The following is a 23,313-nucleotide window of genomic DNA, read 5'->3' as shown; positions in this document are numbered from 1 at the left end:
ACTTAATTAAATATATATAAAACTTTAAAAATATCCCTTGCGTTATGACATAGTTTGTCACAGAATAGCGTTGACGTTATGACATAGTGTGTCATAACGCGGTGATTGCTATAGCCGATCAACAAAAAGAAATCGCTCAGCAATAAATGTTATTTTTGGAGACCATGTATGAAACGTGTATTTTTGTTTTTATTAACTAACTTAGCGGTTATGTTGGTATTAGGTGTTGTGCTTTCAATCATAATGAGTGCGCTGGGCTTAAGCCATCGTAGCCTGGGTGGTATTTTATTAATAGCTGCTGTATTTGGTTTTGGTGGGTCGTTTATTTCTTTGTATATGTCGAAATGGATGGCGAAAAAATCAACCGGTGCGCAGGTTATTACAAAACCAAGTAACGAAACCGAGCAGTGGTTAGTGAACACGGTTGCCGCGCAAGCTAAAAAAGCCGGTATTAATATGCCTGAAGTGGCTATTTACGACAGCCCAGAAATGAACGCTTTTGCAACCGGCCCGAGTAAAAATAACTCGCTGGTGGCGGTAAGTACGGGTTTATTACACAACATGACTCAAGATCAAGCCGAGGCAGTGCTTGCGCACGAAGTATCGCACGTGGCTAATGGCGACATGGTAACGCTAACGCTTATTCAAGGCGTGGTTAATACCTTTGTTATTTTTGCCGCAAAAGTGCTGGCGGGCATTGTAGATAATTTTATAAATAGCGATGAAGAAGAGGGCGGCAGCAGCTGGACTTACTTCTTATTCGATATGTTATTCCAAGTATTATTTGGTGTATTAGCCAGTGTGGTGGTTGCCCATTACAGCCGCAAGCGTGAATTTGCAGCCGATAACGGTGCAGCTCAGTTAGTAGGCGCAGACAAAATGCGTTCAGCCCTTGAGCGATTAAAGCAAAACCACCCATCGCAATTAGAAGGCTCAATGATGGCCTTTGGTATTGCCAGTGGTAAAGGCATGGCTGAGTTGTTTTCATCTCACCCACCGCTTGATGCACGTATAGACGCACTACGTCGTTAAAAAATTCAAGTTTTTCACAGTACTTGTAAACAAAAAGCCTGCATTTGCAGGCTTTTTTATGTTTAATAGTTTTTATTGCGATTGAATAATGTCTGTGATGCCCTCTGGTGAGAGTATTTCAATCCAGTAACCGTCTGGGTCTTTAATAAAGGCAAGGCCTTTCATTGAACCACCATCTGGCTGTTTTACAAACTCCACATCGTATTTAGCAAAGCGCTCACACGCTGCATATACATCGGGCACGCTAATCCCAATATGGCCAAACCCTTTTGGTTCTTCATTACCACTGTGATAACCGCTAAAGCTGTCGTCGTTTTCAGTGCCCCAGTTATGGGTAAGTTCAATCAGCGCAGGGCGGCGAAACACCCACTGTGTTTTTTCTTTATCATCGCCTTTAGGCATATCTTGCTCATAGCCTAAAAAGTACAAGGTAAACTCCATACCAGGAAAGTCGTACTTTCCTAACAGCTTCATACCCAATACATTTTCATAAAATGCCAGCGACGGTTTTGGATCTTTAATACGCAACATAGTTTGCTGCATCACATAGCCCTCAGTGGCCTGTGCAATTTGCTCTGGAGATTCGTTATAGCTAGACATGAGATAATCCTTATTAAAATGACTGAAAAACCTTAATGGATTTAAAAAGGCAGGGAATACGAACATCATAATCAACAGCGGCAAAAATTAAAACCACCTAGCTAAATTACCAGCCAGTGAGCTGAATGTTTTATAAGCGAAAAATGGCATATTTAGCGATACTGTTTATTTATACAGTAGTGGTGTTTTGTCCAATAATACTGATCTCCACCATTTTGGGGTATCTCTGCATTTATGAAGTATGAGCTGTAGTTAACTAGTTGTTTACAGGTGTTTATTTGAGGGTTAAGATAAATGCAATGTAATATATGGACATTTTTCGGTTTATAAAACGACAGTTGTCGTAGACAAAATTGTTAGGCATCAAAGGAACTATCGTGCAAAAACTATCATTAAGCTCAGTTAAAAGGTGGCATTGGTATGGAAATCAATACTATTTGCCGTTTTCAATCAAAACACATTGTCCTGAATGCTCAGAACAAGTAATTTTTAAATTAGAAAACCCTCTTAATGACATGCAATTCCGTAAGGCTTTTAATTTTTCTTCGCCTTGTCCTTCTTGTGACCATGATGCAAATTTTTACTGTATGGGGCCTAAATCAAAAGCCGACGAGGTTACTGATTTAGATAACCTCTATATGTATCCAGAAATGAGCTCAATACGTGCAAAAAAAGACTATACAAAATATATTCCTGAGCAATTACAAATAGCATATGAGTCTTCACTAGTTTCCTATAATTCAAAAAACTATATAGCTACGGCGGTAGGTTGTAGGAGAACACTAGAAGGAATATTTTATTACTTACTTCCTGAAGGCGAACGAAAAAAGAATTTAGCAAGTGCAATTGAAGCTGCTAAAGGCTCTGTAGATTGGGTCGAGCCTCTAAACAATTTGGCGCATCTTATCAGAAAAGGTGGGAATTTAGGTGCACATTTTGATGAGAGTAAAGAGCCAAATGAAGAAGTAGCAAAAGCCATGATAGATCTATTGGAATACCTTTTCGAATATATTTATGAATTACCTACCAATATTAAAGATCTTGAATCACATATTGCAGGTGTTTAATTTTTATATACCGAGCTGTTGCTGTATAACAAGAAAATCAACAAGGACTAAAAATAGCGGGCTGTTCGCTTCGCTCCATTTTAGCCCACTATTTTTAGCCTGTTATTTAGGCGATAGAGTTACAGGAGAGTTCGGTGCAAAAATTCGTTTGGGATACATCTGCAATAGTAAATATAAGAGAGCCCAATGAGCAAGGTTACTCTCCTGGATATAGCTTATTTAAAGATCTTGCTGATGGCTGTATTGACATTGAACACTTAAATATTTTCCCTACTTTAGCTGTATTTGAAGTCGCAGCGACGTTATCAAAATTACATCGTAAAGGCAGTTCAATGTTAAGAGAGTTCTATTTACTGAATGAAAACTCTAAACTGTATGATGTTGATAGTAATTTAGTAGATAAAGCTCATGAATTATTTACTATTGATGGCTTTGATAAACTGTATGGCGCAGATTTAGTATTCGCGTGTATTGCCAAAGTTGAAGATGCTTGCTTAGTTACAATGGACAGAAAACTAGCATTACATGCCTCAAAACATGTAAAAGTTATAGATCTTAATGAAAGTTGTTACAGTGCAAAATATAGAGAGTTATTTGAAAAGTAACCCTAACAAGCAGTTTAAGGTGTGCACGTCTAACGCTTGGCTGACGTTCGTTCCTCACGATTATAGCCAAGCATTATCCGCCCATTAACGTGGGCGTTAACCATCACGGAGAAATCATGACACAGATAGTCATCGGATATTTTGAGGCAGATGTTCTATCTCTATATAGTTCGAACCCTCATAAATACACCATAGAAACTGACTACTTTGAAGGTGAGCTAAAAACCTCCGCAGAATATTTTGAGGAACTTGATACTTCTGGGAAGCGTGATGAGTCCATCCGTATTAGATTCGGGTATCACGCAAAGTCTGATGGAGGACTCTGCTTGGCTGTTTTCATCCCAGACTTGGCTAATGCTGCGCCCTTAGAGCAAAAGAAATGGTCACCATTTATTGTTAAAAATGATACTTTAGCGGATTCAGACGAGCGGTTTACCATGTGGTTTGATAGAAATATTCAGGGTAGCTGGGGAGTAAAAAATGGGGCAAGAAAGCGGCTTACAGCAGTAATCGAGAAAATCAATGCTTGCTGTAAAGCTCTCACTGGGCATCCCCTATATTCCAAAGTCCCAAATAGTTCTGTTACATACCCTTGTTCTCAGAATACTTACGCTTATGAAGATTCACATAAGAATTTATACGGTTTTCTCGTTGATGGTCTGTCTAAAAAATGTCTACTCGCTCTGGCTGAAAAGCGTCAAAAAAATATACTTGAAGCAGCGAATATGAAACCACCGACTTTGTTGCGTCATGTATTCACAGAGTTCGATAAAGAATCTCAGTTGTACAAAGTTTTAAGTCTAATAAGCACTGAGCGTGGCAATAGTAGTCACGGTGTAAGAAGTTCTGCAAAAGCATGTGATGCCTTCGGCCTCTTTAATCGTGATTTAGAGCAGGCCGTCGAGTCATTTGAACTGTTGCTAAAACTTATCGAGCAAGAGTTCACTGTTTCTGCAACACATGAACTAAGAAGGCAGGAGATTATGCAGTATTTACCAAAGATTGTTGATGGCGGCATAGAATCCAATTACTCGATCTGCCAAGCTACCCAAATGGTTGGTAAAACAGTTGAAAAAGTGTGGTTTGGCTTGCGAGAGGATCACGAACTGATTCACCAAAGTGAAGCGCTATTCATTCAATTTAAAAATGGTGAACAGCTCGTAATTGATACAGGCTCCAATGTTGTGAATATAGCCGACCAAGCAAAAATAAAGCCCAACGAATTCCATGTTGATTTGAATTTAACTTGGGTTCCAGCACCATCAAATGGCTAACAAGATAAAGCATGCGGACTTAGTAAAAACCAAATGGGGTCAAATCTTGACTTCAGACATCAAACTCATGTGGCAACCTTATATGCGGCTTTTAAAATGCTGGTAGCTTATAAGCTAATTAATCTCTAAGTTAAATTTAAAGTAAACAAATGGAAACAAATGGGGTCAAATCTTGACTTTAGACATCAAACTCATGCGGCAATCTTATAAGCTGTTTTTAAAATAAAATGCTGGTGGCTCACTATATAATTAATTTCTAAGTTAAATTTAAAGTAAAAGGAAGTTTTTATGAAAGGTATTAGACGTTTTTGGTTTTGGTTTACGCTAGTTGTGTGCCCATTGTTGATTATTTTAGGTGTAGCTACCTTTGCACAGTTATTAGGGCAATACATGTATTCTGAGCAATTTAGTTTTTCGTCGCTGTCTAGCTTTCAAATTGCATTTATTGGTGGTGGTTTTTGTGCTTTTTCTGTATTTTTAAGCACGTTAAAAGAGGTAAAAATACGCTTTTTTGCAAAGTGAGGGTTAATAGAAAAAAGGGGATCTCGTACCTCTGCAAATAAGCCACTTAAACACTTGTGATACCTTCCAAAACGCCAATTCAAACAACAGCAAACCCTCTTTTTATATTTTAAGAAACCAAATGGGGTCAAATCTTGACTTCAGACATCAAAAGCTTTTCAAAGAAATGGCAAACGAAAGTGAATGCGCAATGGCAACTGTACTGTCTTGTTTATAACATTGAAAAGCTGCAAAACAGGCTGCATTAAAAAAGGGGAGCCTTTTTAAGCCGAAATATGGCGACTCAAGCACCTGTAATTCCCTCTAAAATAGCCATTAAAACAACCGTAAATTCATTTTTTATATTTTAAGTAAAGCGATAACTTATTGAACCAAAGTAGGAACTCGGCTAATGTTGATTCATTAATAAAAATAATTTTGAAACGAGTAAATCTACAAGCTCGTTATGTTTACAAGGAGGTTTTATGGAAGCACCATGGAACGGTGAAAAAGTTAGTTTGTTTATTAGAATTTTGGCAATAATATTTATTATCTGTGGGCTTATTGCCTTCTATAGCTTGTTATTTTCATTTTTTGAACGTGGTAATGTCAGTTTTGACAACTTAGATTTTGGGGCTGTATTCGGTATGTTATCAGCTCCTTATTGCTTCCTATTGTTTTTAAAAGTTGCGGTAACAGGTCATGCACCAAAATCGTGGATTCCATGGAAGTAGTGTAAACATAACAAGGGTTTTCAAGTCGGGCTCGTCACAGTTTGCTCGGTTCCACTTCGTTTCACATTTTAGCAAACTGTTGGGCGCTTAAAAACAAATGGGGTCAAATCTTGACTTCAACCAAAGGGGTCAAATCTTGACTTCAGACATCAAATTCATGCGGCAATCTTATAAGCTGTTTTTAAAATAAAATGCTGGTGGCTCACTATATAATTAATTTCTAAGTTAAATTTAAAGTAAAAGGAAGTTTTTATGAAAGGTATTAGACGTTTTTGGTTTTGGTTTACGCTATTTGTGTGCCCATTGTTAATTATTTTAGGTGTGGCTACCTTTGCACAGTTATTAGGGCAGTACATGTATTCTCAGCAATTTAGTTTTTCTTCGCTATCTAGTTTTCAAATTGCATTTATGGGGGGCGGAATTTGTGCGTTTTCTGTATTTTTAAGCACATTAAAAGAAGCAAAAATACGCTTTTTTGCAAAATGAGGGGTTAATAAGGAAACTACGGTTGTTGGTGGGCTCGCTAGGTTTGCTTGGTTTTGAGCCTCTTTTAAAACGGGTGTAAAATTAACAGCTATTAAATGGACGATTCAAGGATGAACAAAGGATTATTAAAATCGTAGAATGACGATAAAGGCTTTGGCTTTATTAAATCAACCACACAGAGATGAATGTATTTATAAAATGGTTGATTTTAGCTGCATTAATTATTGCCGCTATTGCTTGTTATTCGTATGGTAGCACACTGGCTTATTTTTTTTATTATTGCGGGCTTTGTTTTTGAAATGGCGTTTTGGTTTAAGGTGTTTCCTATAAAAAAGAAATCATCATGATGGAAGTCGATTTTACTCACCAAAGAAAAACTTATGCCACACAGATAAATCCTTCATTATTTTGCTAGAGTAGTTATTAGTTTAAAAAAATAATGGAGTACTTAATCACTCCATTATTTGAAAGAACTTTGATTTAGTGAAATTATTTACTCTGTTTCAGCTTCTAAAGACTTTCTATCGTCTGCAAATAAACCTTTCCATTTGCTTGGAATATAGCTGTCGATTATTTTTGTTTCAGTATTTAGTTCTGCGAGTGAGTCTTTTAATCGAGCCATAGTTTTTGGTATATTTTGGCTAGTATCACCAACTACTGAGCGAACTAAGCTTTGACTAAGTTGATTGACAGAGATCCCCCCAGACTGTTGTTCGAATGTGGAGTATACATCAACTTGATAACCTGTTTGATATTGAACAGCACATATGAAGAACGTTGTTCTTTCACTCCATCCGCTAACTGATTTATCTGACTTCATAGTGAGAATAGGAGATTCACACTGAGGTATTTTCATAGCTGAACCTCCTGATGCTTGTGATAAAGCTGAGAATCCGCTCATCACGTTACCTAACTGTGTATTTTGAATGGACTAACTAATTTAAAACGAGATGCTTTAATATATTAATTATGGGTGTCACTTTATGTTTTTGTTTAAAACATCATGTGCTAAATTTATCACAGCTATATTTACAGGGAAGATAAAATGACAAAGCGATTACGTTTTTTATTACCATCAGTATTATTTTGTTTTGGAACAAGCGCGCTAGCAGCTGAGCCGGTTTTATATTACGGCGGAGATATCCTCACTATGGAAGGAGAAAAGCCGCATTATGAGGAAGCTTTAGTTGAGTCAGAAGGGCGGATTGTTTACCTTGGCAGCTTAGCGAAAGCCAGAGAAAAGTTTGACAATCTACAAAACAAAGACCTTCAAGGGAGAACACTTTTACCCGGTTTTTTGGATGCCCATAGCCATATGTACAATACGGGTTTAATTGCGCAATTGGCAAATTTATTACCTCCTCCCGATGGCCCCGGTGCAAATTTTAATAGTTTAGTGACAACAACCAAAAAGTGGATGAAGTCTGCTGAAGGGAAATTCATTATCGGAAAATTTGGTTGGGTGTTAGCTAATGGGTATGACGATTCGCAGCTTAGCGAAAAACAACATCCCACTAAAGATGTTCTAGATAAAATTTCGTCTAAATACCCAGTGCTTATAATGCATCAATCGGGTCATCTAGCAAGTGTCAATTCAAAAGCTCTAGAAGTGGGTGGCTACACAAAGGATACCAAAGACCCCAAAGGCGGTGTAATTAGGCGCTTGGCCGACAATAGTCCTAATGGCGTGCTTGAAGAAGCGGCTTTTTTTAATCTATTATTGCCTATTGTTGCCACTAAATCCGATGCTGAAGTACAGCAAAGGTCCATTGAGCTTGCTCAGCTGGAGTATGCTAAAAATGGATATTTAACAGCTCAAGATGGCCGCACAACAGCGGATGCGACTTCGGCATTAGAAAGAGCAGCTCTTGAAAAATCGCTATTCATTGATGTTGTTTCATACCCTGACATTGTTTGGAATAAGTCAGCTGTTAAACCCGAATTTTATAACTCCGACCGCAGTTATGTTAATCGATACCGAATAGGGGGTGTTAAATTAACTTTAGATGGTTCACCACAAGGAAAAACGGCTTGGTTATCATCACATTATCATACGCCGCCTGAGGGTAAACCGCTGGACTATAAAGGTTATCCTATCATGAGTGATGAGGTGGCCATTAAACATATAAACACGGCGTTTAAAAACAAATGGCAGATTATTGCTCACACCAATGGTGATGCAGCGATTGACCAATATATTAAAGCTATTAAAGTGGCTAAAAAAAGTTATGGGTATGATGATCACCGTAGCGTGATGATTCACGGCCAGACTTTACGTAAAGATCAAATCCCGGATTTAGTCGATTTAGGGATCCTCCCATCGTTGTTTCCTATGCACACTTTTTACTGGGGCGATTGGCATGTAGAGTCTGTTTTGGGGCACCCAAGGGCAGATTATATTTCGCCATCACGAGATGTAGTTGAGGCTGGTTTAACGGTTACTTCTCACCATGATGCCCCTGTGACATTTCCAAATTCAATGCGAGTGCTCGATGCAACGGTTAATCGTATTACGCGTTCGGGTAAAGTATTGGGGCCGGATCAACGTTTAACGCCTTATGAAGGGTTAAAAACATTAACGCAATGGGCTGCTATTCAATACTTTGAAGAAGCAAGTAAAGGTACGCTAGCTGAGGGAAAACTCGCGGATTTCGTCATTTTAAGTAACAACCCTTTAAAAGTGGAACCACTTACTATTAAGGATATAAAAATAGTGCAAAGCATTAAAGAAGGTCATGTTGTATATTCAAATTGATATACAACATGAAACAATTTTAACGCTTAACTATACGACGGCTTTAGTCGCCGTCGTATTAAACCTCAGCCTTGAGGTGCAACAGTGAAGTTTGAGATTTAATGAATATTAACCAAAGGGATCAAATCTTGACTTCAGACATCAAACTCATGCGGCAATCTTATAAGCTGCTTTTAAAATAAAATGCGGGTGGCTCACTGGCTAATTAATCTCTGAGTTAAATTTAAGGTAAAAGGAAGTTTTTATGAAAGGTATTAATTATTAAAGGAATTAAACGTATTTGGTTTATGCTAGTTGTGTGCCCATTGTTAATTATTTTAGGTGTAGCTACCTTTGCACCGTTATTAGGGTAGTATATGTATTATTTGCAATGCTTAAAAAGTAAAACACTGACGGATTAACATTTAATATCCGCTCATATCCGCCAATGTTTACACTTTATTTAAAAGAGTACATCAATTTGTGATAGTCAGGCTTAACCTTTTCTACGGTTAAGACTTATCAAACATATCGCTAAAAGTAATGTTGCAATCATACCTGAGGCACCTGCAACACCTGATGGCAGAAATCCATCACGTCCAAAAGTAATTAAAATGGCATTGGCTAACATTGCAACCACGCCTACAAAAGCTGTAAGCCCTCCTAATGCTTTACCGCCTTTGGCTATATAAGACAGTCCAAAAACAAGTGCCGCTAATCCTAATAATACTTTGGCTGCGTAGTAAATCATGAATGACAAAGCAACCACGCCATTAATTAAAGGTTGTGCTCCTTCTACTGAGCCTGCAACTTTGCCAAAGGTTGAAAATAACGTAAGGCCAATACTCACTTGAACTATGTTAAGTACCGCGCTAAACGTAATAGCCGACCATCCTAGTTGAGCGTTTTTTGCTTGCACCATAGCTGAACCTGCAAAAGCAACGAGCAAAGTAAATACCAGAGCTTCTAGTCCCCAAGCCAACTGCCTTGAAAAGCTAATTTCAGCACTGTAAAGGGCTGAAAAAATAGCCTGTGATATAGCCAATACCAACAATAAAGATGCTGAAATTAGGATGGTGCGTTTATTCGTAAACTCCATTATATACCTCTTATAATTTTATATTTAACGCTTTAAAAAGATGCAATAGCTTTGAAAATACAAAACATATGAAACTTTATATAATTAGCGTTCACTCTTGGGTCTGTTTATCTTTACAGGTTAAATTTGCAACAGTCTATTTGATCTTTTAGCAAGGCCTATGTGGTGTGGTTATTCACCATAAATAGGCGATAACCTAGTATAAATACCAAATAAGCGTTGACCGAAGGGGTCTTCCTCTGGGAAATTTATTCATTGTTACTCGGTTTATACTTAGCCCACTAGGTTACAATCTCACACCGCGATTAAATCCCCCTTAGATTGAACAAATTTTAAGTCTGAAAGATCAACAGGTCCTCAAGATACAAGACAGGTGAAACTATTTAATTATTTCATTTAAGTTGAAATAAATTAGACACCTGAACTTGTTAAATAAACAGAACTTTTAGCTTTTGGAAAGGTGAGATATACGGATACACAGTTTTTTATACATAGGTTATAAAAGAACCAATAGAATAGTAATTAACTATAGCTATGACTTACAAAACTAAATGTAAGGCATAAACCCAGTTTTATACTGCCATAGCGATTTAACGAAAATTTATAAAACTTCTAACGGTTAATTTTTTGTAAATATTTGTACCTTTTTTGTTTACTTTTTAATTTCATATGCTAATTTTTAAATGCTCGGTTGAGCGAATAATAATCAAATTTAAGGATTAAAAATGAAAAACATACTAAAAACACTATTTATTTGTGGTGCTGCGCTTACAGCTAACTCTGCTTTTGCAACTGATCTAGTTTGCGATGTATATCCAAATGGTTCAGGTGGAAACTCGATGAACGGAAGATCAAACTGCTTTACCATAGATTTTAGTTTTGGTAACCAAACAACAGGGAAGTACTATTTACAGAATATTTCAAAACCGATTAACAAAGTTATTTGGCAAGGCGATGCATCTTGCACAGGCGGTACATCGTGTAATATGACTGTAAGAGCTTACAGAAGCTATAGTGCATCTGCTTTAATTTTGTATAAAGATGGGACCTATGAAACGACAAATACTTCTCGTATGAGTTATGAAACAGGCCATTAGTAATCATCGCTTATAATAGAAGAACAATATAGATTAATATTTATTGTGTGAATGTATGTAGCGGCTTATTTTAGTCGCTATTTTTTTAGATGGTGTGTTAAACATATAAAAATAAGGAGATACGATGAAACAGGCAATGTTGATATTGTTTATGTTTTTGCTAATTAGTTGTTCGAGTTTAGCGAGCAATAGCAAAGAATTAAGTAAATCTAAGCAAACTGAAAAGTTTATTACTCTTGTCAGTCAAGCCAAAACTTATGATTTGTCTCATAATTGGGATGAAAATTCCCCAATAGCGTCTGTTAATCCAAAATACTCAATGGCACTTAATGCAACTCATGCTGATACGCGTGGTACATTTGGTGATAACAATCAGCTCTCATTCACATCAGAAATAATGCAATGGAGTGGTCATCATGGAGGTCCTACTATCGATGCGTTAGGTCATATTGGTCGAGATGGTTTACTGTATGGTGGAGTAGATGCGGCGCAAGCGACCAATGATCGCAGAGGAATAGGGCGCAGTGGTGTAGGGAGTGACTTAGGAATTGATCATTATCCTGTAAACTTATTGAGTAACCGAACTGTGTTACTTGATGTGGCACGCTTTATTAATGGTGATAATACGCCACTAGCTGCTGGTTTTGATATAACGGCATTACATTTAAAAAGAACAGCAAAATCGCAAGGGGTAAAAATTAAAAAAGGCGATACCGTGTTTATTAGAACGGGCTGGGGGCAATACTTTGCTAATAACCCACAGCAATATATTGCAGATCATTCTGCAGGTGTTGGTGTAAGTGGTGCACAGTTTTTAATAAAGGCTGGTGTAAGTGTTGTGGGTAATGACACCCTTACCTTTGAAAAACGCCCACCCATTGCCACAGAACCCTCATTTCAGGTTTTTCCTGTACATATGATGTTATTGGCAGATAACGGTATTTACATAATAGAAAACTTGTTCCTTGAGGAGCTAGCAAAAGAAAAAGTCTATGAGTTTATTGCCATTGTGCCTCCGCTTAAAATACGTGGCGGTACTGGCTCGGCATTACGAGTATTCGCACTTACAAGTAACTAATAATTGAATAAAGGGTAGAGTTAATGATTTTCACTGTTTTTATATACAGTAGTGTCGTTTTTTGAAATAAGAAACATACACAAAGAGTATTTTTCTTTATCATGATAAAAGCACAGGCTGTAAAATTAACAGCTATTAAATGGATGATTCAAGGATGAATAAAGGATTATTAAAATCGTGGAATGACGATAAAGGCTTTGGCTTTATTAAATCAACCACACTGCAACACGATACCTTTATACATATATCATCGCTCAAACATATGAGCCGTAAACCTAAAGTGGGTGACATTATCTATTTTGAGGTTGCGACTGAGCCTAACGGTAAAACCAAAGCAGTAAATTGCCGTATTGAGGGCGTATTAGCACAACCACAAATAAAGGCTTCAACAAGGCCGTTTAGAATAAGCAAAACCTCAGGTAAGAACTCACCTTTAATGAAACTTATAACGTTTGGGATTATTTTTAGTATTGGTTTTAGTGTTTATAAAACCGGTTTTTTAAATACCAAGCAAACACCTGTAGTCACTAACGCTAATATAGAATCATTTATGCCCGCTAGTTCAAGCTCACTTAATAAATCACAGCAAGTATTTCGCTGTGATGGCCGCCAACATTGTAGCCAAATGACCTCGTATGCAGAGGCGTTATTTTTTATTCAACATTGCCCCAATACCAAAATGGACGGTGATAGAGATGGTGAGCCCTGTGAACGGCAGTTTGGGAATAAGTAGTTTTTATATTGGGGTTATTAATAAACCAAAAATTTTGTTTAAGCCTGTTAGGTGGAATACGATTTTTAATAATACGGTTATAAATAGCTGGTGGATTAAAATGTCGGTAAGGTATTTAAAGTTATGTGGGTTAAAAGCCATTTACCATGGAGGTTGTTATGTTTAAAGTAATAATTGGATGTGCTGTCATATTTTCGTTTGTTTGCATGTTACTCGCCGCCGCACCTTTTACGCCGGCAATATCAGGTTCATTTATTATGCTGTTGTTTGCAGGGGCTATAGGTTACAAGGGTTACCTGCAATCAAGTTTAATACTGCTGTTAATTAATACGCTTGCAGTTATTGGCAGCCCAGCTATAAATATAGAAAACACACAAATGTTACTGTTTTTGCCAATATTATTTTTAATCTCATTTGGTGGTGTTTTATTAGGCGTAAGAAAATTAATTTCAAAACACGTTTTGTAGACGAATGGCTTGCTGAGCTTTGAAGTAAAGCGTTTGTTATTGACCCATAAGGTGTAGCAGCGCTTTGCTCCCTTCGTGAAGATAGCCTTTCACATTTTTTTCCTCTAAAAGCAAAGCGTCTGTTAGTTCTCCCAGTGAATTAAGCCCTTATGTTTAAACCTAATGAGGTCAAAAACTAAAGCACCTCAAAAATAGCTGCAATGCCTTGCCCGCCACCAATACACATTGTGACTAAACCATATTTACCATTGATACGTTTAAGCTCATACAAGCATTTGGTGGTTAGTATGGCGCCCGTTGCGCCAACAGGGTGGCCTAAGGCAATTGCGCCGCCATTCGGGTTTAACTTATGCGCAGGAAAGTTTAACTCGTTAGCAACGCACAGTGCTTGTACTGCAAAGGCCTCGTTAGACTCAATCACATCCATATCGTCAATAGTTAAACCCGTTTTTTCAAATACCTGCTGTACTGCAGGAATAGGGCCGATACCCATTAAAGTAGGATCAACGCCGGCTCTGGCATAACCCACTAAACGAGCGAGCGGTTTTAAGCCCTGCTCATTAGCTTTTTGCTCTGACATAAGTACCAACATGGCTGCACCATCGTTTATACCGGATGAGCTTGCTGCGGTAACTGTTCCATCTTTTTTAAAGTAGGGCTTTAAAGTTGCAAGTTTATCGACTGTGGTATCGGCGCGAACATGTTCGTCGGTGTCAAAAATATGCGTCCCTTTTCGCGACTTGATTTCTATTGGCACAATCTGCTCTTTAAAGTGGCCTGCACTAATGGCATTAGCTGCTTTATTATGGCTGTTTGCTGCGTACTCATCTTGCTGCTGACGGCTAATTGAATATTTTTCTGCGATGTTTTCAGCAGTTATTCCCATAGGGTTATTATCCCATGGGTCTTGTAAGGTCGTGGTAAGCTCATCAACCATGGTACTATTACCCATTTTTTGCCCCCAGCGGTTACTTTCGAGGGTGTAGGCAGAGCTACTCATGCTTTCTGCTCCGCCAGCAAGGGCTGCATCTACATCACCTAATTGAATTTGTTGTGCCGCTTGTATGATTGCTTCAAGCCCAGAACCACATAAACGATTAAGCGTTACAGCGTGGCTGCTTATAGGTAAACCCGCATCTAGCCCAATGATTCTTGAAAGGTATGCGTCTTTAGAGCCGTTATGAATAACTTTGCCTACCACACATGAGCCAATTTGGTCAGGGGTAAGCTGAGATCTGGTTAGTGCTTCTTTTGCGCACAGTGTGCCAAGCTCAGCGGGGCTAAAATATTTAAGGCTACCACCAAATCCACCAATTGCTGTGCGTACAGCACTTAAAATTACTACGCTGTTGTTTGTATTTTGTGTCATTGTGTTCACTTATTATTTTTATATTCATGTTGTACTGAAATCTAGATAATAGACTCAATAGGTTAAACCTTTTATTAGTGCATCAAAGCATAACGTTTAAATAAACTAAAGGCGAGGTTGGTTCTGCTTTATGTGTTTTTTAATAAAGTGAATAGTAAAAGAGGTGAGTGATAATTATATTTTTGTGTAAATTAATAAAATAGGGCTCTCGTTATGAGAGCCCACGGGGATTTATAAATCAATCATTTCAATATTAACAACTACATTTTTAAAACCAGCATCTTCAAACTCTTTTTTTAACTTTTCTGCACTTGAATAATCACTAGCTGAAACACTTCGCTTACTTCTTTGGTTAGTGACAAGTGGGGTTTCATCACCAAAATAAACGCTACCAGCAAATTGGCTTTGTGCATAAAAGTGACCAGTTAGGGTTGTTTTCTTAGGTCTTAAAACATGGCTTAAATAGTATTGCATTGTTGATAAGCTTGTTTGTTGTATCATCCAAGGCCAATCCCACTTTTTATTCTCACCTGTATATAACGGTGTTCCCATTGATATTCAATGCTCTTATCTTGGCCTGCCCAGCGGCCAACTACAAAATTAGCGGTGTCATTAGGTCTATTTTCTGGGTGGCTTAATAAAGCATTGCCTCCCCACCGCATAAAGCCATTTATAGATAGATCGTAGGTAATATCAGCATCGAATGAATAAGGATACGATATTGATGATTTAAACAAATCGACCTTTGCATTAAGCTTCGTGAATGCTGGCACATTGGTTCTTGCTTGTACCACAACTCGCTCAGCTTCAGAGCCGCCATTACTTGTTCCCCATGCTTGCTCCGCTGCTATTGTAACCGATAACGAAGTGTCTGAGCCACCAGTTACAGAGGGAGACTTCCATGTATTAGATAAGGTAACAGACTCAGAAATACTGTAGTCATTTGTTTTAGACCAATTAGTAGCTGCATCGTATTCAATTGTAACGACTGACATTTGAGCTGCTGACGTGTCATTTACTGCAGGGACTGTTAGCGTTTTAATGAGTTCTTTGTCGGCAGCAACAATATCACCAGTTATTTTATATGATTCGTTATCCATCACATATTCAAAGTTAGATACAGTAATAGCTGACTTTTCACCACATCGGTAACCATCACAACTGCCACCGTTGTAACCTTGTATTTTCCATCCTGAGCCCGTTTTGGTCACCTCCATGTCATCACCAACATAGCTTGAGCGATTTCCACCAACCCACGCAAATCCCATTGTATGAGCAAGGTATGAAAGGGGTTTTATAAAACCCTCTTTTTGATTTACTAAGTCCCATTCAATTTGGCTTTGACTGCCAGGCGATACTTTTACTGGACTTAATGTAGGTATTTCATTAATGGGATCGGTAGGGTAGCACCAAGAATTTGCAGCAGTCCCTTGTTTGATTTCACCTGCGTAACCAGAGCCCATAATGACCCAGCCGTTAGCCAATCCCGTTATTTGCCACTTCCCCATTTTGTTTACAAGGTCGTTTCTGTAAGTTTGCGCTTCAGCTTTTGTAATTAATCTATTATCAGCTGAGCATACTCCTGCACCTAAGCTTTCATTTTTAAGTTGATCTGGATAAATTGCAGTTGTATTAGCATTTACAAAACTTGTGTGTGACAACAGCAATAGAGGTATTATTTTTTTCATTAAGTTACATCCTTTAAAATCATATTTTAATTAGGCCCTAATTAAATAATCTAATTTTGGACCGATTTTGATTCTAAAGAACTCGCTATATTTTTATAGAGTGTTAAATGAAAGTTGATTTTTCAAAAATATTAGTTGCTTAAATATTACAAAAAATCATTAAGGCAATAGTGCTGTTGTAGCTACATTTTTATCCCCTTGAGAGAGTACTCTAAAAAATCGATTAGATAGCGTGTACTTTTTGGGATTAGTTTATCAGGCCATATTAGGTTTACATCTCGCTTAACGGGTGTGTACTGTGTTAATACTTCAACCAAGCTTTCATCTTTTATATAAGGTAATAAACAATATTTTGGGCCATAATAAACACCTCTTCCTTCAATAGCAGCTAAGGCACACATTTCTATATCGTTAGAAATAAAGTTAGGTTGAGGTTTAAAAATAACCTTCTCATTTTTATTTGCTTTAAAAGACCAATTTTCGAATGGCGAGCACGATATGTGGGGGAGTTCAGCCAAATCGTTAAAATTACTTGGCATACCATATTGCTTAATTAAACTCGATGAGCAAGCTAAAACAAAGCTCATTTGGTTAATGACTTTACATATATTTTGTGAGCTATCTAATTTTCCAATTCTAATAGCTAAATCAAACTCGGTGGCTTTTAAATCAAGACGTTCATCTGATAGCATCATATGAATCTTAATATTTGGATAAAGTAGGGTGAATTGATTTATAACGCCTGAGAAGTAGACACTTTTTATAAAGTTTTGTGGCGCTATTAATTTAATTTTACTCACTTCATTTTCACTAGAGTTCTTAAAATTGCACAGCGTACTTTGTAAACCCTCTACGTGAGCTAAGGAATGGCTATAAAAGCTTTTTCCAGGCTCAGTTAATCGCAAACTTCCTTTTTCACGATAAAACAACGCTAAAGATAAGTCTTCTTCAAGTTTTTTTATTTTTCTTTGTAAGGTGGGCAAAGGAATATTTAACTTTACTGACGCTTCATTAAATGTTTTGTAATCATTTACTTTTATAAAAAGCGCGATGATATCAAGCAAGGTAAATCTCCTGTATAAATTTGAGGTATAAAATCGTATTTAGTACTTAATTATTGGTTAGATTCATAAAACTAATCATTTATTTAAAGTACCCATTAGTCCCTTTTGTGGCAACAAAAATTTTACCTTTGTATTAGAATGTTTAATAAATTATTGTGAGCGAAGGTGTACTTACTTGAGGTATTAGTAATTAAAGATTCTACAAATAGCGCGTTTTTGAAAATAAAAACTCAGTAGAAACAATCCGTAACATTTTACTATAACGTTTTAATAGACAAACAATAAGCTAGTAATTACGCTAGACACACTTTTTGGGTGAATAATCATGATGCATAGGATCTGATTACCTAAATGGAATTTGCCATGATAAATCAACAGAACCGAAGGTATTAAAGATGAATATATTTACAAAATGGTTGATTTTAGCTGCATTAATTTTTGCCGCTATTACGTGTTATTCGTATGGTAGCACTACTGGCTTATTTATTTTTATTATTGCTGGCTTTGTTTTTGAAATGGCGTTTATGGTATTTCCTATAAAAAAGAAATCGTCATTGTAGAAAGCTATTTAACCGTCTTGAAAAATTAATTTTTTTAGTTAGCGAGATAAGGGAATAAATAAAAAGGCTGCATTTTTTGCAGCCTTTTTGGTTTAATAAACTTAATGGGTAACTCTATCGCCCCAAATGTCTTCTAGGCGGCTATCACGGCCACAGCGCCAGCGATAGGTATTATAACGAATAGGGTTATTTTTATAGTAATCTTGATGATAACTTTCTTTGCCCTTTATCGGGTAAAAGGTTTTCGCATCAAGAATAGGGGTTACCACTGTTTGGTTAGTAAACTCACTAATAACAGCTTGTTTAGATTTTTGAGCTAGCTTTCGTTGTTGCTCATTAGCTACAAAAATTGCGCTACGGTAGCTTGGGCCTTTATCACAAAACTGACCTTTGGCGTCAAAAGGATCAATGTTAACCCAGTAATGGTTTAAAATATCTTGATAGCTTAATACGTCAGTGTTGTAGGTAACCAGAACGGCTTCGTAATGGCCGCGATGATTACCATTGTAAGTAGGATTTTTAATTTCACCGCCAGTAAAACCTGAGATCACATCGGTTACACCTTCGAGTTTTTCAAAGTCACTTTCCATGCACCAAAAACAGCCTCCGGCTAAAATAGCTTGTTCAGTTTTAGCGTACGTTAATGAGCTAAACAAAAGCCCCACAGAGGTTAATGCTAGCGCTAATGTGTGTTTCATAAAATTTATCACCTGTAGTTATGAATAAATACTTGTATAGTAAGACCCGCTAACTTTAAAAACTCTTTCATTACAATGTGGCTGGGGGGGGGGGAACTTACTTTATATAAAACGGATGCTATGTATGAAAAGTTTAATGACGACTGATAATTTGCATGATGAATTGCTAGTCGTTCTACAAAACAACTTTGTTTCCTCAGAGTATAAACTTCCAAACGCTGATGAGTTAATACCTCATAATCAAAATGCTCAGTACCATGGGTATGCATTCACTATAAACCATAAGCGAATAATTTACAGAAAAGCTAAAGTTACACCAGACAGACCTGGCGCTTTTTTAGCACTATGGAAACGCCCAGCGGATTGTAGTAATTCTAAGCCAATTCCTTTTACCAATGAGTTTGACTACTTATTAGTGGCGGTTTCAAGTGATGGATTAACCTCTAGTAACAACCAAGTAGCAAATTTACAAAGTGGCTTATTTATATTTCCGGTTGAGTTGTTAGTTAAAAAAGGCATAGTTACAGGTACGAACCGTAAGGGAAAAACCGCTTTTAGGGTGTTTCCACCTTGGAGTGAAAGTAGGGCTCTGAGTGGTTCAGGCGTATTTAGTAATGCAGCTAAAAGCACACAGCGTTGGCAATGTGAATATTTTTTACAGCAGGACCAATATGGCTTTGTTGATTTAATTAAGTTAAACAAAATTTTAGCTAACGCTGTTTAAATTTGAACTATTAAGTCACTTTATCAGCATTGTTTTATATAGGGTTGTTTACTAAAGTGAGAGCATACAGTCATACGAATATTAGGTAAGATATGAACCAGTTAACCGAAAAATCAATTAGTTGCCCTTACTGTGGCGAATCCATAGAAGTATTAATTGATGTGGCTGATATTGATGAGCAATACATAGAAGACTGCCAAGTGTGTTGTAAGCCTATTTCGTTTGTCGTATTTGAAGATAACGACGAACTTAATGTAAATGTATACAGTGAAGATGAGGCGTTTTGAATATTTAGTGAAAGTTGGTGAACCGAACTTTTACACAAATCTAAGCTGAAAATTCAGTAACTTTAATTTTTCTTAATGATATTGGTTGTATATGATACCAAAGTGTTTTAAATACCATGCTAAAATTTCATTATCGTGGTTTATTCTATCTTTAATGTCGACTCGTTATAGATGTATTCGTTGTGGCTCATTATATGAGTTCACAAATCGTCACCGCTATTTAGGCGTATTTTTTGCGGTACCGCTAGTTTTTTTAGTTATTATGCTAGAAGGTTTTATAACTTCAGCTCTACTAAGAGTAATTTTGTTAATTTCTGTTGCTATATTAATCATGATTTTAATACCTGGGCAACACCAATTAAGTGAAAAAGATAATTTGGAAATTAAAAAAAGGAATAGTAACTGATTAGCAAAAGAGTGGTTCTAGTTTTAATGAAAACTTGGGCGATAATTGTCAGAAGGCTGTAAATACTTTCAGCCTTAAGATAACATTCAACTTGATTAGCTTTGCTGCTGTTCACGCGCTAATTGGTTAGGCAGCAACTCCTCCACAATTTCTCTCGCTGGTAAGGTGTAACGTACGCCATCAAACATAACCGATGTGAACTCATCAATATTAGTAATGCCGGTAAGGGTCCAACCTTCACCACGTTTTGGGCAGTAAACAGTAGTAGTTGGCTGTATTACTTTAAAATTGTCGCTCATAGTTTATCTTAATTAATGCTTGTGAATACGATATGGTAAGTTAATAATGACGTTCTATAAAGTGCTATTTAAAGCGCGTTTACTTTATTTGGCATAGGCATGTTTAAAACGATAAAATTACCCCGCGTTACCTTGCGTTTAATTACCCACAAACATGGCGCAGCGCTATTAACAATTTTAAATAATCCCCTCGTTTATGAGTTTAACGATTATAAAACGCCGCTAAATAAAGAGCATGTTAAGCAATTAATTCAAGATGATATATCGAGTTATTATCAAGGGGAAGGTGTTCGGCTTGCGATTGAACATAATATGTCTGGCGACTTAATTGGTACTTGTGGTTTGTATAACATTAATAACCAAACTAAAACTGCTTATTTGGGCTTTGAGCTTGATCCTTTTTATTGGCAACAAGGCTTAATGCATGAAGTACTTAAAGGTTTTGTCAGTGAGATACATCGCTCTTTAAACATTGAACGTCTATACGCAGAAATTCATGGTAAAAATGTACGCTGTTATAACTTACTCACTAAGCTTGGCTTTGTATTTAACCAGCAACTTAATAACGGTGTATGGCATAAGCAATTAACTAAAATGGATGGCGCATGAGAATTAAAAAAGCGATTATTTTAAATATGTTGCTTACGGCTAGTGTATTTGGGCTTGCAATAACTGGATTTAGCTATTATCAAAATGATGTTTCAGAGTTTGTTGATGTAACCCTAGATTCGAAAGTGCTTAAAGAGTCACGAAAAGTATTTATAAGGTTACCCGATAGTTTTGACAAAAATAAAGCGTATCCACTTATTATAAAAACAGATGGTAATTTTAATCTAGCTAATTGGGATAAAGCCTTAAAAGCATTAAATCATGAAAGTACATTAAATGAGGCTATTTTAGTTGCTATACCAAATCAGTTTTTTACTGATACTAGAAATCGTGATCTTGTGCCACCTTATGCAAGGAAGGACGTTAATATAAATCCTCGACCTAACAATGAAACTTCGCCTGAACTTTTTGGGAAAGCTGATTTGTTTTTAGCTTTTATAGAGCAAGAATTACTGCCATATATAGCGGCTAATTATAAGTTAACTAGTCAACGTGGGTTAATAGGCTTTTCTGCAGGTGGAAGCTTTACTCTATATACTTTACATAGTAAGCCGCAGCTATTTAATGCTTATTTTGTGTTTAGCCCAGCCGCTTGGTATGACGATATGACAGTGACAAAACGGTTCGACACGTTTTTAAAAACAAACGTGAATAGTATAAAACAGCCAACATTTTTATATATCACTGTTGGTGGGGCAGAACATTCCCTAATGTTAGCTGCATATAATAATTTAGTTACTAGTTTAGCAAAACATCCAAACAGCTGGCTTAAGTGGGGAAGTACAATTAATAGTAATGCTGAACATAATCAAAACCCTGCACTTAGTGTCGATAAAGCACTGTTAAATTATACGGCGTTCTTGAGCTCGCAAATTAATACGCCTTCTGATTAATTAATGACGGTGATCAATTAAATTTAGTTTGCATTGATTTATATTGCTTTACTGCTGGTGGAGCACACACCTTAAAGAACACATCATACTTAAATTGATTTATACAAGTCTAAGCAATAGGTGAATTTTTAAAAAATATTATCAGGGATGGGAGTTTTTGGTGGCGTGTATTGGCCGTTTCTTTTTAACTTATATCTACGCGTTTTATTAAGTGAGTTGTGTAGGAACAGGAAAACCAAATTAAACAAAGCAACAATGTAATTATTTAGATGTTCTAAGTTAGACATTTTAATTGCAGCTAACATCGGTTTTTCCATCAATGGTTCAGTAATACACATACTTAAACTCCAGCTTTTTATAATTGACGTTACAACAATGCAATTTTATTGCTCAGTTGTCTCAGCATGGCTTCTGCATTCGGTATCTCGTCGTTTAAACCGGTGATCAGGGTCATAAAATAACAGTCCATCATCACACTTGCTTTTATTTCATCAAAGTCTGGTTGTTCACTAAATAGTAGTTTTTTAAATTCATCCATTTGTGCTTTAAAAAAATCAGCACGCCAAATAATGTCGCTAATTAGTAATTTACTAAATTCAGTGTTTTCACAATAAAAGGAGTAAAGGGGGTGAGCGTAGTGGCGTAACTTCAATCGAGGAGGGCGCTGAGTATCTGATTGCTTTGCTTGCTCGATAATAACTTTAATTTGTTGCTGCATACCGGCCATAAGCAAATCAATTTTATTTTCAAAATGGCTAAACACAGTACCAACGGCCACATTAGCTGCAACGGCAATTTCTCTTGTTGATGTGTGGTCATAACCTTGTAGTAAGAAAAGCTCCCATGCTGAAGCTAAAATTTTATCCCGTGTTTTTTCTTTTTTACTCATAGTATTCAATGCTTTATAATTTTGTTGGATGTTGAGCTTAAATCAGCGCTTGATTAATTGAGCGCGCTCAATTAAATTTATGAGCATGCTCAATTAATCTAAAGGTGATACATGGAGTTTATCAAACGTGTTATTGGTTATGTACTTTTTATTCCACTTATTTATTTTTATTCTTTTATTCTCGGCCCAATCCTAAAAGCCGTTTTAGTCCCAGGTGGGGTTGTGTTTTTGTGGCTTATTTTAGGGCCACAAGAGGGAACACGTGCGTTAAAAAAAGCATTTAAGAGAAAGTAGTTAAACCTTCTGCAAGAACAATAAAA

General features: G+C 36.8%; 26 protein-coding genes and 2 pseudogenes. 19 read left to right on the top strand and 9 right to left on the bottom strand.

Going from position 1 to position 23,313, the window contains the following annotated elements:
* Nucleotides 1-168 precede the first annotated feature (168 nt).
* The gene (gene htpX, locus AC0VZ5_RS08085) at nucleotides 169-1,032 is read left to right on the top strand and encodes a protease HtpX (protein WP_475472298.1); all 864 of its coding nucleotides are present in this window, start codon (nucleotides 169-171) and stop codon (nucleotides 1,030-1,032) included.
* A gap of 72 nt (nucleotides 1,033-1,104) precedes the next feature.
* Here the strand turns inward: htpX and gloA are convergent, their stop codons facing one another.
* Nucleotides 1,105-1,632, bottom strand: a complete 528-nt coding sequence (gene gloA, locus AC0VZ5_RS08080; protein WP_076918687.1) for a lactoylglutathione lyase — start codon at nucleotides 1,630-1,632, stop codon at nucleotides 1,105-1,107.
* Nucleotides 1,633-2,009: 377 nt separating this feature from the next.
* On the opposite strand from gloA, the gene AC0VZ5_RS08075 reads away from it, so the two are divergent.
* The 7 genes and pseudogenes from AC0VZ5_RS08075 to AC0VZ5_RS08045 all read left to right on the top strand — a co-directional run bounded on the left by AC0VZ5_RS08075 (nucleotide 2,010) and on the right by AC0VZ5_RS08045 (nucleotide 6,299).
* Nucleotides 2,010-2,699, top strand: coding sequence for a DUF4145 domain-containing protein (locus AC0VZ5_RS08075; protein WP_475472296.1), 690 nt, complete (start codon nucleotides 2,010-2,012; stop codon nucleotides 2,697-2,699).
* 134 nt (nucleotides 2,700-2,833) lie between these two features.
* Nucleotides 2,834-3,304 carry a PIN domain-containing protein gene (locus tag AC0VZ5_RS08070; RefSeq protein WP_475472294.1) on the top strand — a complete coding sequence of 157 codons (471 nt, stop codon included), beginning with the start codon at nucleotides 2,834-2,836 and terminating at the stop codon, nucleotides 3,302-3,304.
* A 116-nt stretch (nucleotides 3,305-3,420) separates the two neighbouring features.
* Nucleotides 3,421-4,578, top strand: coding sequence for a hypothetical protein (locus AC0VZ5_RS08065; RefSeq protein WP_475472292.1), 1,158 nt, complete (start codon nucleotides 3,421-3,423; stop codon nucleotides 4,576-4,578).
* A gap of 288 nt (nucleotides 4,579-4,866) precedes the next feature.
* Nucleotides 4,867-5,100 carry a hypothetical protein gene (locus AC0VZ5_RS08060; RefSeq protein ID WP_475472290.1) on the top strand — a complete coding sequence of 78 codons (234 nt, stop codon included), beginning with the start codon at nucleotides 4,867-4,869 and terminating at the stop codon, nucleotides 5,098-5,100.
* A gap of 170 nt (nucleotides 5,101-5,270) precedes the next feature.
* Nucleotides 5,271-5,348, top strand: a pseudogene (locus tag AC0VZ5_RS08055) (transposase); the annotation flags it as partial.
* Nucleotides 5,349-5,564: 216 nt separating this feature from the next.
* The gene (locus AC0VZ5_RS08050) at nucleotides 5,565-5,813 is read left to right on the top strand and encodes a hypothetical protein (RefSeq protein ID WP_475472288.1); all 249 of its coding nucleotides are present in this window, start codon (nucleotides 5,565-5,567) and stop codon (nucleotides 5,811-5,813) included.
* A 252-nt stretch (nucleotides 5,814-6,065) separates the two neighbouring features.
* Nucleotides 6,066-6,299 (top strand): hypothetical protein, encoded by a 234-nt coding sequence (locus tag AC0VZ5_RS08045; RefSeq protein ID WP_475472286.1) that lies wholly within the window; start codon nucleotides 6,066-6,068, stop codon nucleotides 6,297-6,299.
* 493 nt (nucleotides 6,300-6,792) lie between these two features.
* On the opposite strand, the gene AC0VZ5_RS08040 is transcribed toward AC0VZ5_RS08045, so the two are convergent.
* Nucleotides 6,793-7,200, bottom strand: a complete 408-nt coding sequence (locus AC0VZ5_RS08040) for a hypothetical protein (protein ID WP_475472284.1) — start codon at nucleotides 7,198-7,200, stop codon at nucleotides 6,793-6,795.
* A 144-nt stretch (nucleotides 7,201-7,344) separates the two neighbouring features.
* On the opposite strand from AC0VZ5_RS08040, the gene AC0VZ5_RS08035 reads away from it, so the two are divergent.
* Nucleotides 7,345-9,054, top strand: coding sequence for an amidohydrolase (locus AC0VZ5_RS08035; RefSeq protein ID WP_475472282.1), 1,710 nt, complete (start codon nucleotides 7,345-7,347; stop codon nucleotides 9,052-9,054).
* A gap of 475 nt (nucleotides 9,055-9,529) precedes the next feature.
* Here the strand turns inward: AC0VZ5_RS08035 and AC0VZ5_RS08030 are convergent, their stop codons facing one another.
* The gene (locus tag AC0VZ5_RS08030) at nucleotides 9,530-10,132 is read right to left on the bottom strand and encodes a thiamine biosynthesis protein ThiC (RefSeq protein WP_475472280.1); all 603 of its coding nucleotides are present in this window, start codon (nucleotides 10,130-10,132) and stop codon (nucleotides 9,530-9,532) included.
* 725 nt (nucleotides 10,133-10,857) lie between these two features.
* Here AC0VZ5_RS08030 and AC0VZ5_RS08025 point away from each other — a divergent pair.
* From AC0VZ5_RS08025 to AC0VZ5_RS08010, 4 genes are all read left to right on the top strand, one after another.
* Nucleotides 10,858-11,229: a hypothetical protein gene (locus tag AC0VZ5_RS08025; RefSeq protein WP_138606163.1), complete on the top strand. Its 372-nt coding sequence runs from the start codon at nucleotides 10,858-10,860 to the stop codon at nucleotides 11,227-11,229.
* Between the two features lie 124 nt (nucleotides 11,230-11,353).
* Complete coding sequence (locus tag AC0VZ5_RS08020) at nucleotides 11,354-12,307, top strand: cyclase family protein (RefSeq protein WP_138606165.1); 954 nt, start codon at nucleotides 11,354-11,356, stop codon at nucleotides 12,305-12,307.
* Between the two features lie 154 nt (nucleotides 12,308-12,461).
* Nucleotides 12,462-13,040 (top strand): cold shock domain-containing protein, encoded by a 579-nt coding sequence (locus AC0VZ5_RS08015; RefSeq protein ID WP_475472278.1) that lies wholly within the window; start codon nucleotides 12,462-12,464, stop codon nucleotides 13,038-13,040.
* 158 nt (nucleotides 13,041-13,198) lie between these two features.
* Entirely contained in the window at nucleotides 13,199-13,507 is a 309-nt protein-coding gene (locus AC0VZ5_RS08010; protein WP_475472276.1) for a DUF6419 family natural product biosynthesis protein, read from the top strand.
* A 175-nt stretch (nucleotides 13,508-13,682) separates the two neighbouring features.
* On the opposite strand, the gene AC0VZ5_RS08005 is transcribed toward AC0VZ5_RS08010, so the two are convergent.
* The 3 genes and pseudogenes from AC0VZ5_RS08005 to AC0VZ5_RS07995 form a co-directional block, all read right to left on the bottom strand.
* The gene (locus AC0VZ5_RS08005; protein WP_475472275.1) at nucleotides 13,683-14,876 is read right to left on the bottom strand and encodes an acetyl-CoA C-acyltransferase family protein; all 1,194 of its coding nucleotides are present in this window, start codon (nucleotides 14,874-14,876) and stop codon (nucleotides 13,683-13,685) included.
* Between the two features lie 231 nt (nucleotides 14,877-15,107).
* Nucleotides 15,108-16,564: pseudogene (locus AC0VZ5_RS08000) on the bottom strand (aerolysin family beta-barrel pore-forming toxin).
* Nucleotides 16,565-16,746: 182 nt separating this feature from the next.
* A complete protein-coding gene (locus AC0VZ5_RS07995; RefSeq protein WP_475472274.1) occupies nucleotides 16,747-17,628 on the bottom strand; it encodes a LysR family transcriptional regulator in 882 nt (293 codons plus the stop codon).
* A gap of 395 nt (nucleotides 17,629-18,023) precedes the next feature.
* Between AC0VZ5_RS07995 and AC0VZ5_RS07990 the strand changes: the two genes are divergently transcribed.
* Nucleotides 18,024-18,188, top strand: a complete 165-nt coding sequence (locus AC0VZ5_RS07990; RefSeq protein ID WP_475472272.1) for a hypothetical protein — start codon at nucleotides 18,024-18,026, stop codon at nucleotides 18,186-18,188.
* Nucleotides 18,189-18,289: 101 nt separating this feature from the next.
* Here the strand turns inward: AC0VZ5_RS07990 and msrA are convergent, their stop codons facing one another.
* The gene (gene msrA / locus AC0VZ5_RS07985) at nucleotides 18,290-18,886 is read right to left on the bottom strand and encodes a peptide-methionine (S)-S-oxide reductase MsrA (protein ID WP_475472270.1); all 597 of its coding nucleotides are present in this window, start codon (nucleotides 18,884-18,886) and stop codon (nucleotides 18,290-18,292) included.
* Nucleotides 18,887-19,010: 124 nt separating this feature from the next.
* Here msrA and AC0VZ5_RS07980 point away from each other — a divergent pair, with 124 nt between their 5' ends.
* Together AC0VZ5_RS07980 and AC0VZ5_RS07975 are read left to right on the top strand one after the other, a co-directional pair.
* On the top strand, nucleotides 19,011-19,610 hold the full coding sequence (locus AC0VZ5_RS07980; protein WP_475472268.1) for a MepB family protein: 600 nt from the start codon (nucleotides 19,011-19,013) through the stop codon (nucleotides 19,608-19,610).
* Nucleotides 19,611-19,702: 92 nt separating this feature from the next.
* Nucleotides 19,703-19,897, top strand: coding sequence for a CPXCG motif-containing cysteine-rich protein (locus tag AC0VZ5_RS07975; RefSeq protein ID WP_010390028.1), 195 nt, complete (start codon nucleotides 19,703-19,705; stop codon nucleotides 19,895-19,897).
* Nucleotides 19,898-20,398: 501 nt separating this feature from the next.
* On the opposite strand, the gene AC0VZ5_RS07970 is transcribed toward AC0VZ5_RS07975, so the two are convergent.
* Nucleotides 20,399-20,602, bottom strand: coding sequence for a hypothetical protein (locus AC0VZ5_RS07970; RefSeq protein ID WP_010390026.1), 204 nt, complete (start codon nucleotides 20,600-20,602; stop codon nucleotides 20,399-20,401).
* Between the two features lie 99 nt (nucleotides 20,603-20,701).
* Between AC0VZ5_RS07970 and AC0VZ5_RS07965 the strand changes: the two genes are divergently transcribed.
* A complete protein-coding gene (locus AC0VZ5_RS07965; RefSeq protein ID WP_475472266.1) occupies nucleotides 20,702-21,211 on the top strand; it encodes a GNAT family N-acetyltransferase in 510 nt (169 codons plus the stop codon).
* A complete protein-coding gene (locus tag AC0VZ5_RS07960) occupies nucleotides 21,208-22,104 on the top strand; it encodes an alpha/beta hydrolase (protein WP_475472264.1) in 897 nt (298 codons plus the stop codon). Before AC0VZ5_RS07965 ends, AC0VZ5_RS07960 begins: the two co-directional genes overlap by 4 nt.
* Nucleotides 22,105-22,471: 367 nt before the next feature.
* On the opposite strand, the gene AC0VZ5_RS07955 is transcribed toward AC0VZ5_RS07960, so the two are convergent.
* Nucleotides 22,472-22,993 carry a TetR/AcrR family transcriptional regulator gene (locus tag AC0VZ5_RS07955; RefSeq protein WP_475472262.1) on the bottom strand — a complete coding sequence of 174 codons (522 nt, stop codon included), beginning with the start codon at nucleotides 22,991-22,993 and terminating at the stop codon, nucleotides 22,472-22,474.
* A 111-nt stretch (nucleotides 22,994-23,104) separates the two neighbouring features.
* Here AC0VZ5_RS07955 and AC0VZ5_RS07950 point away from each other — a divergent pair, with 111 nt between their 5' ends.
* Nucleotides 23,105-23,287 carry a hypothetical protein gene (locus AC0VZ5_RS07950; protein WP_109874636.1) on the top strand — a complete coding sequence of 61 codons (183 nt, stop codon included), beginning with the start codon at nucleotides 23,105-23,107 and terminating at the stop codon, nucleotides 23,285-23,287.
* The last annotated feature ends 26 nt before the right edge of the window (nucleotides 23,288-23,313 follow it).

The organism is Pseudoalteromonas sp. QJM3NY_12, from assembly GCF_056173165.1.
Note: the sequence above shows the minus strand (reverse complement) of the source record. Positions and strands in the feature narration are given on the sequence as shown.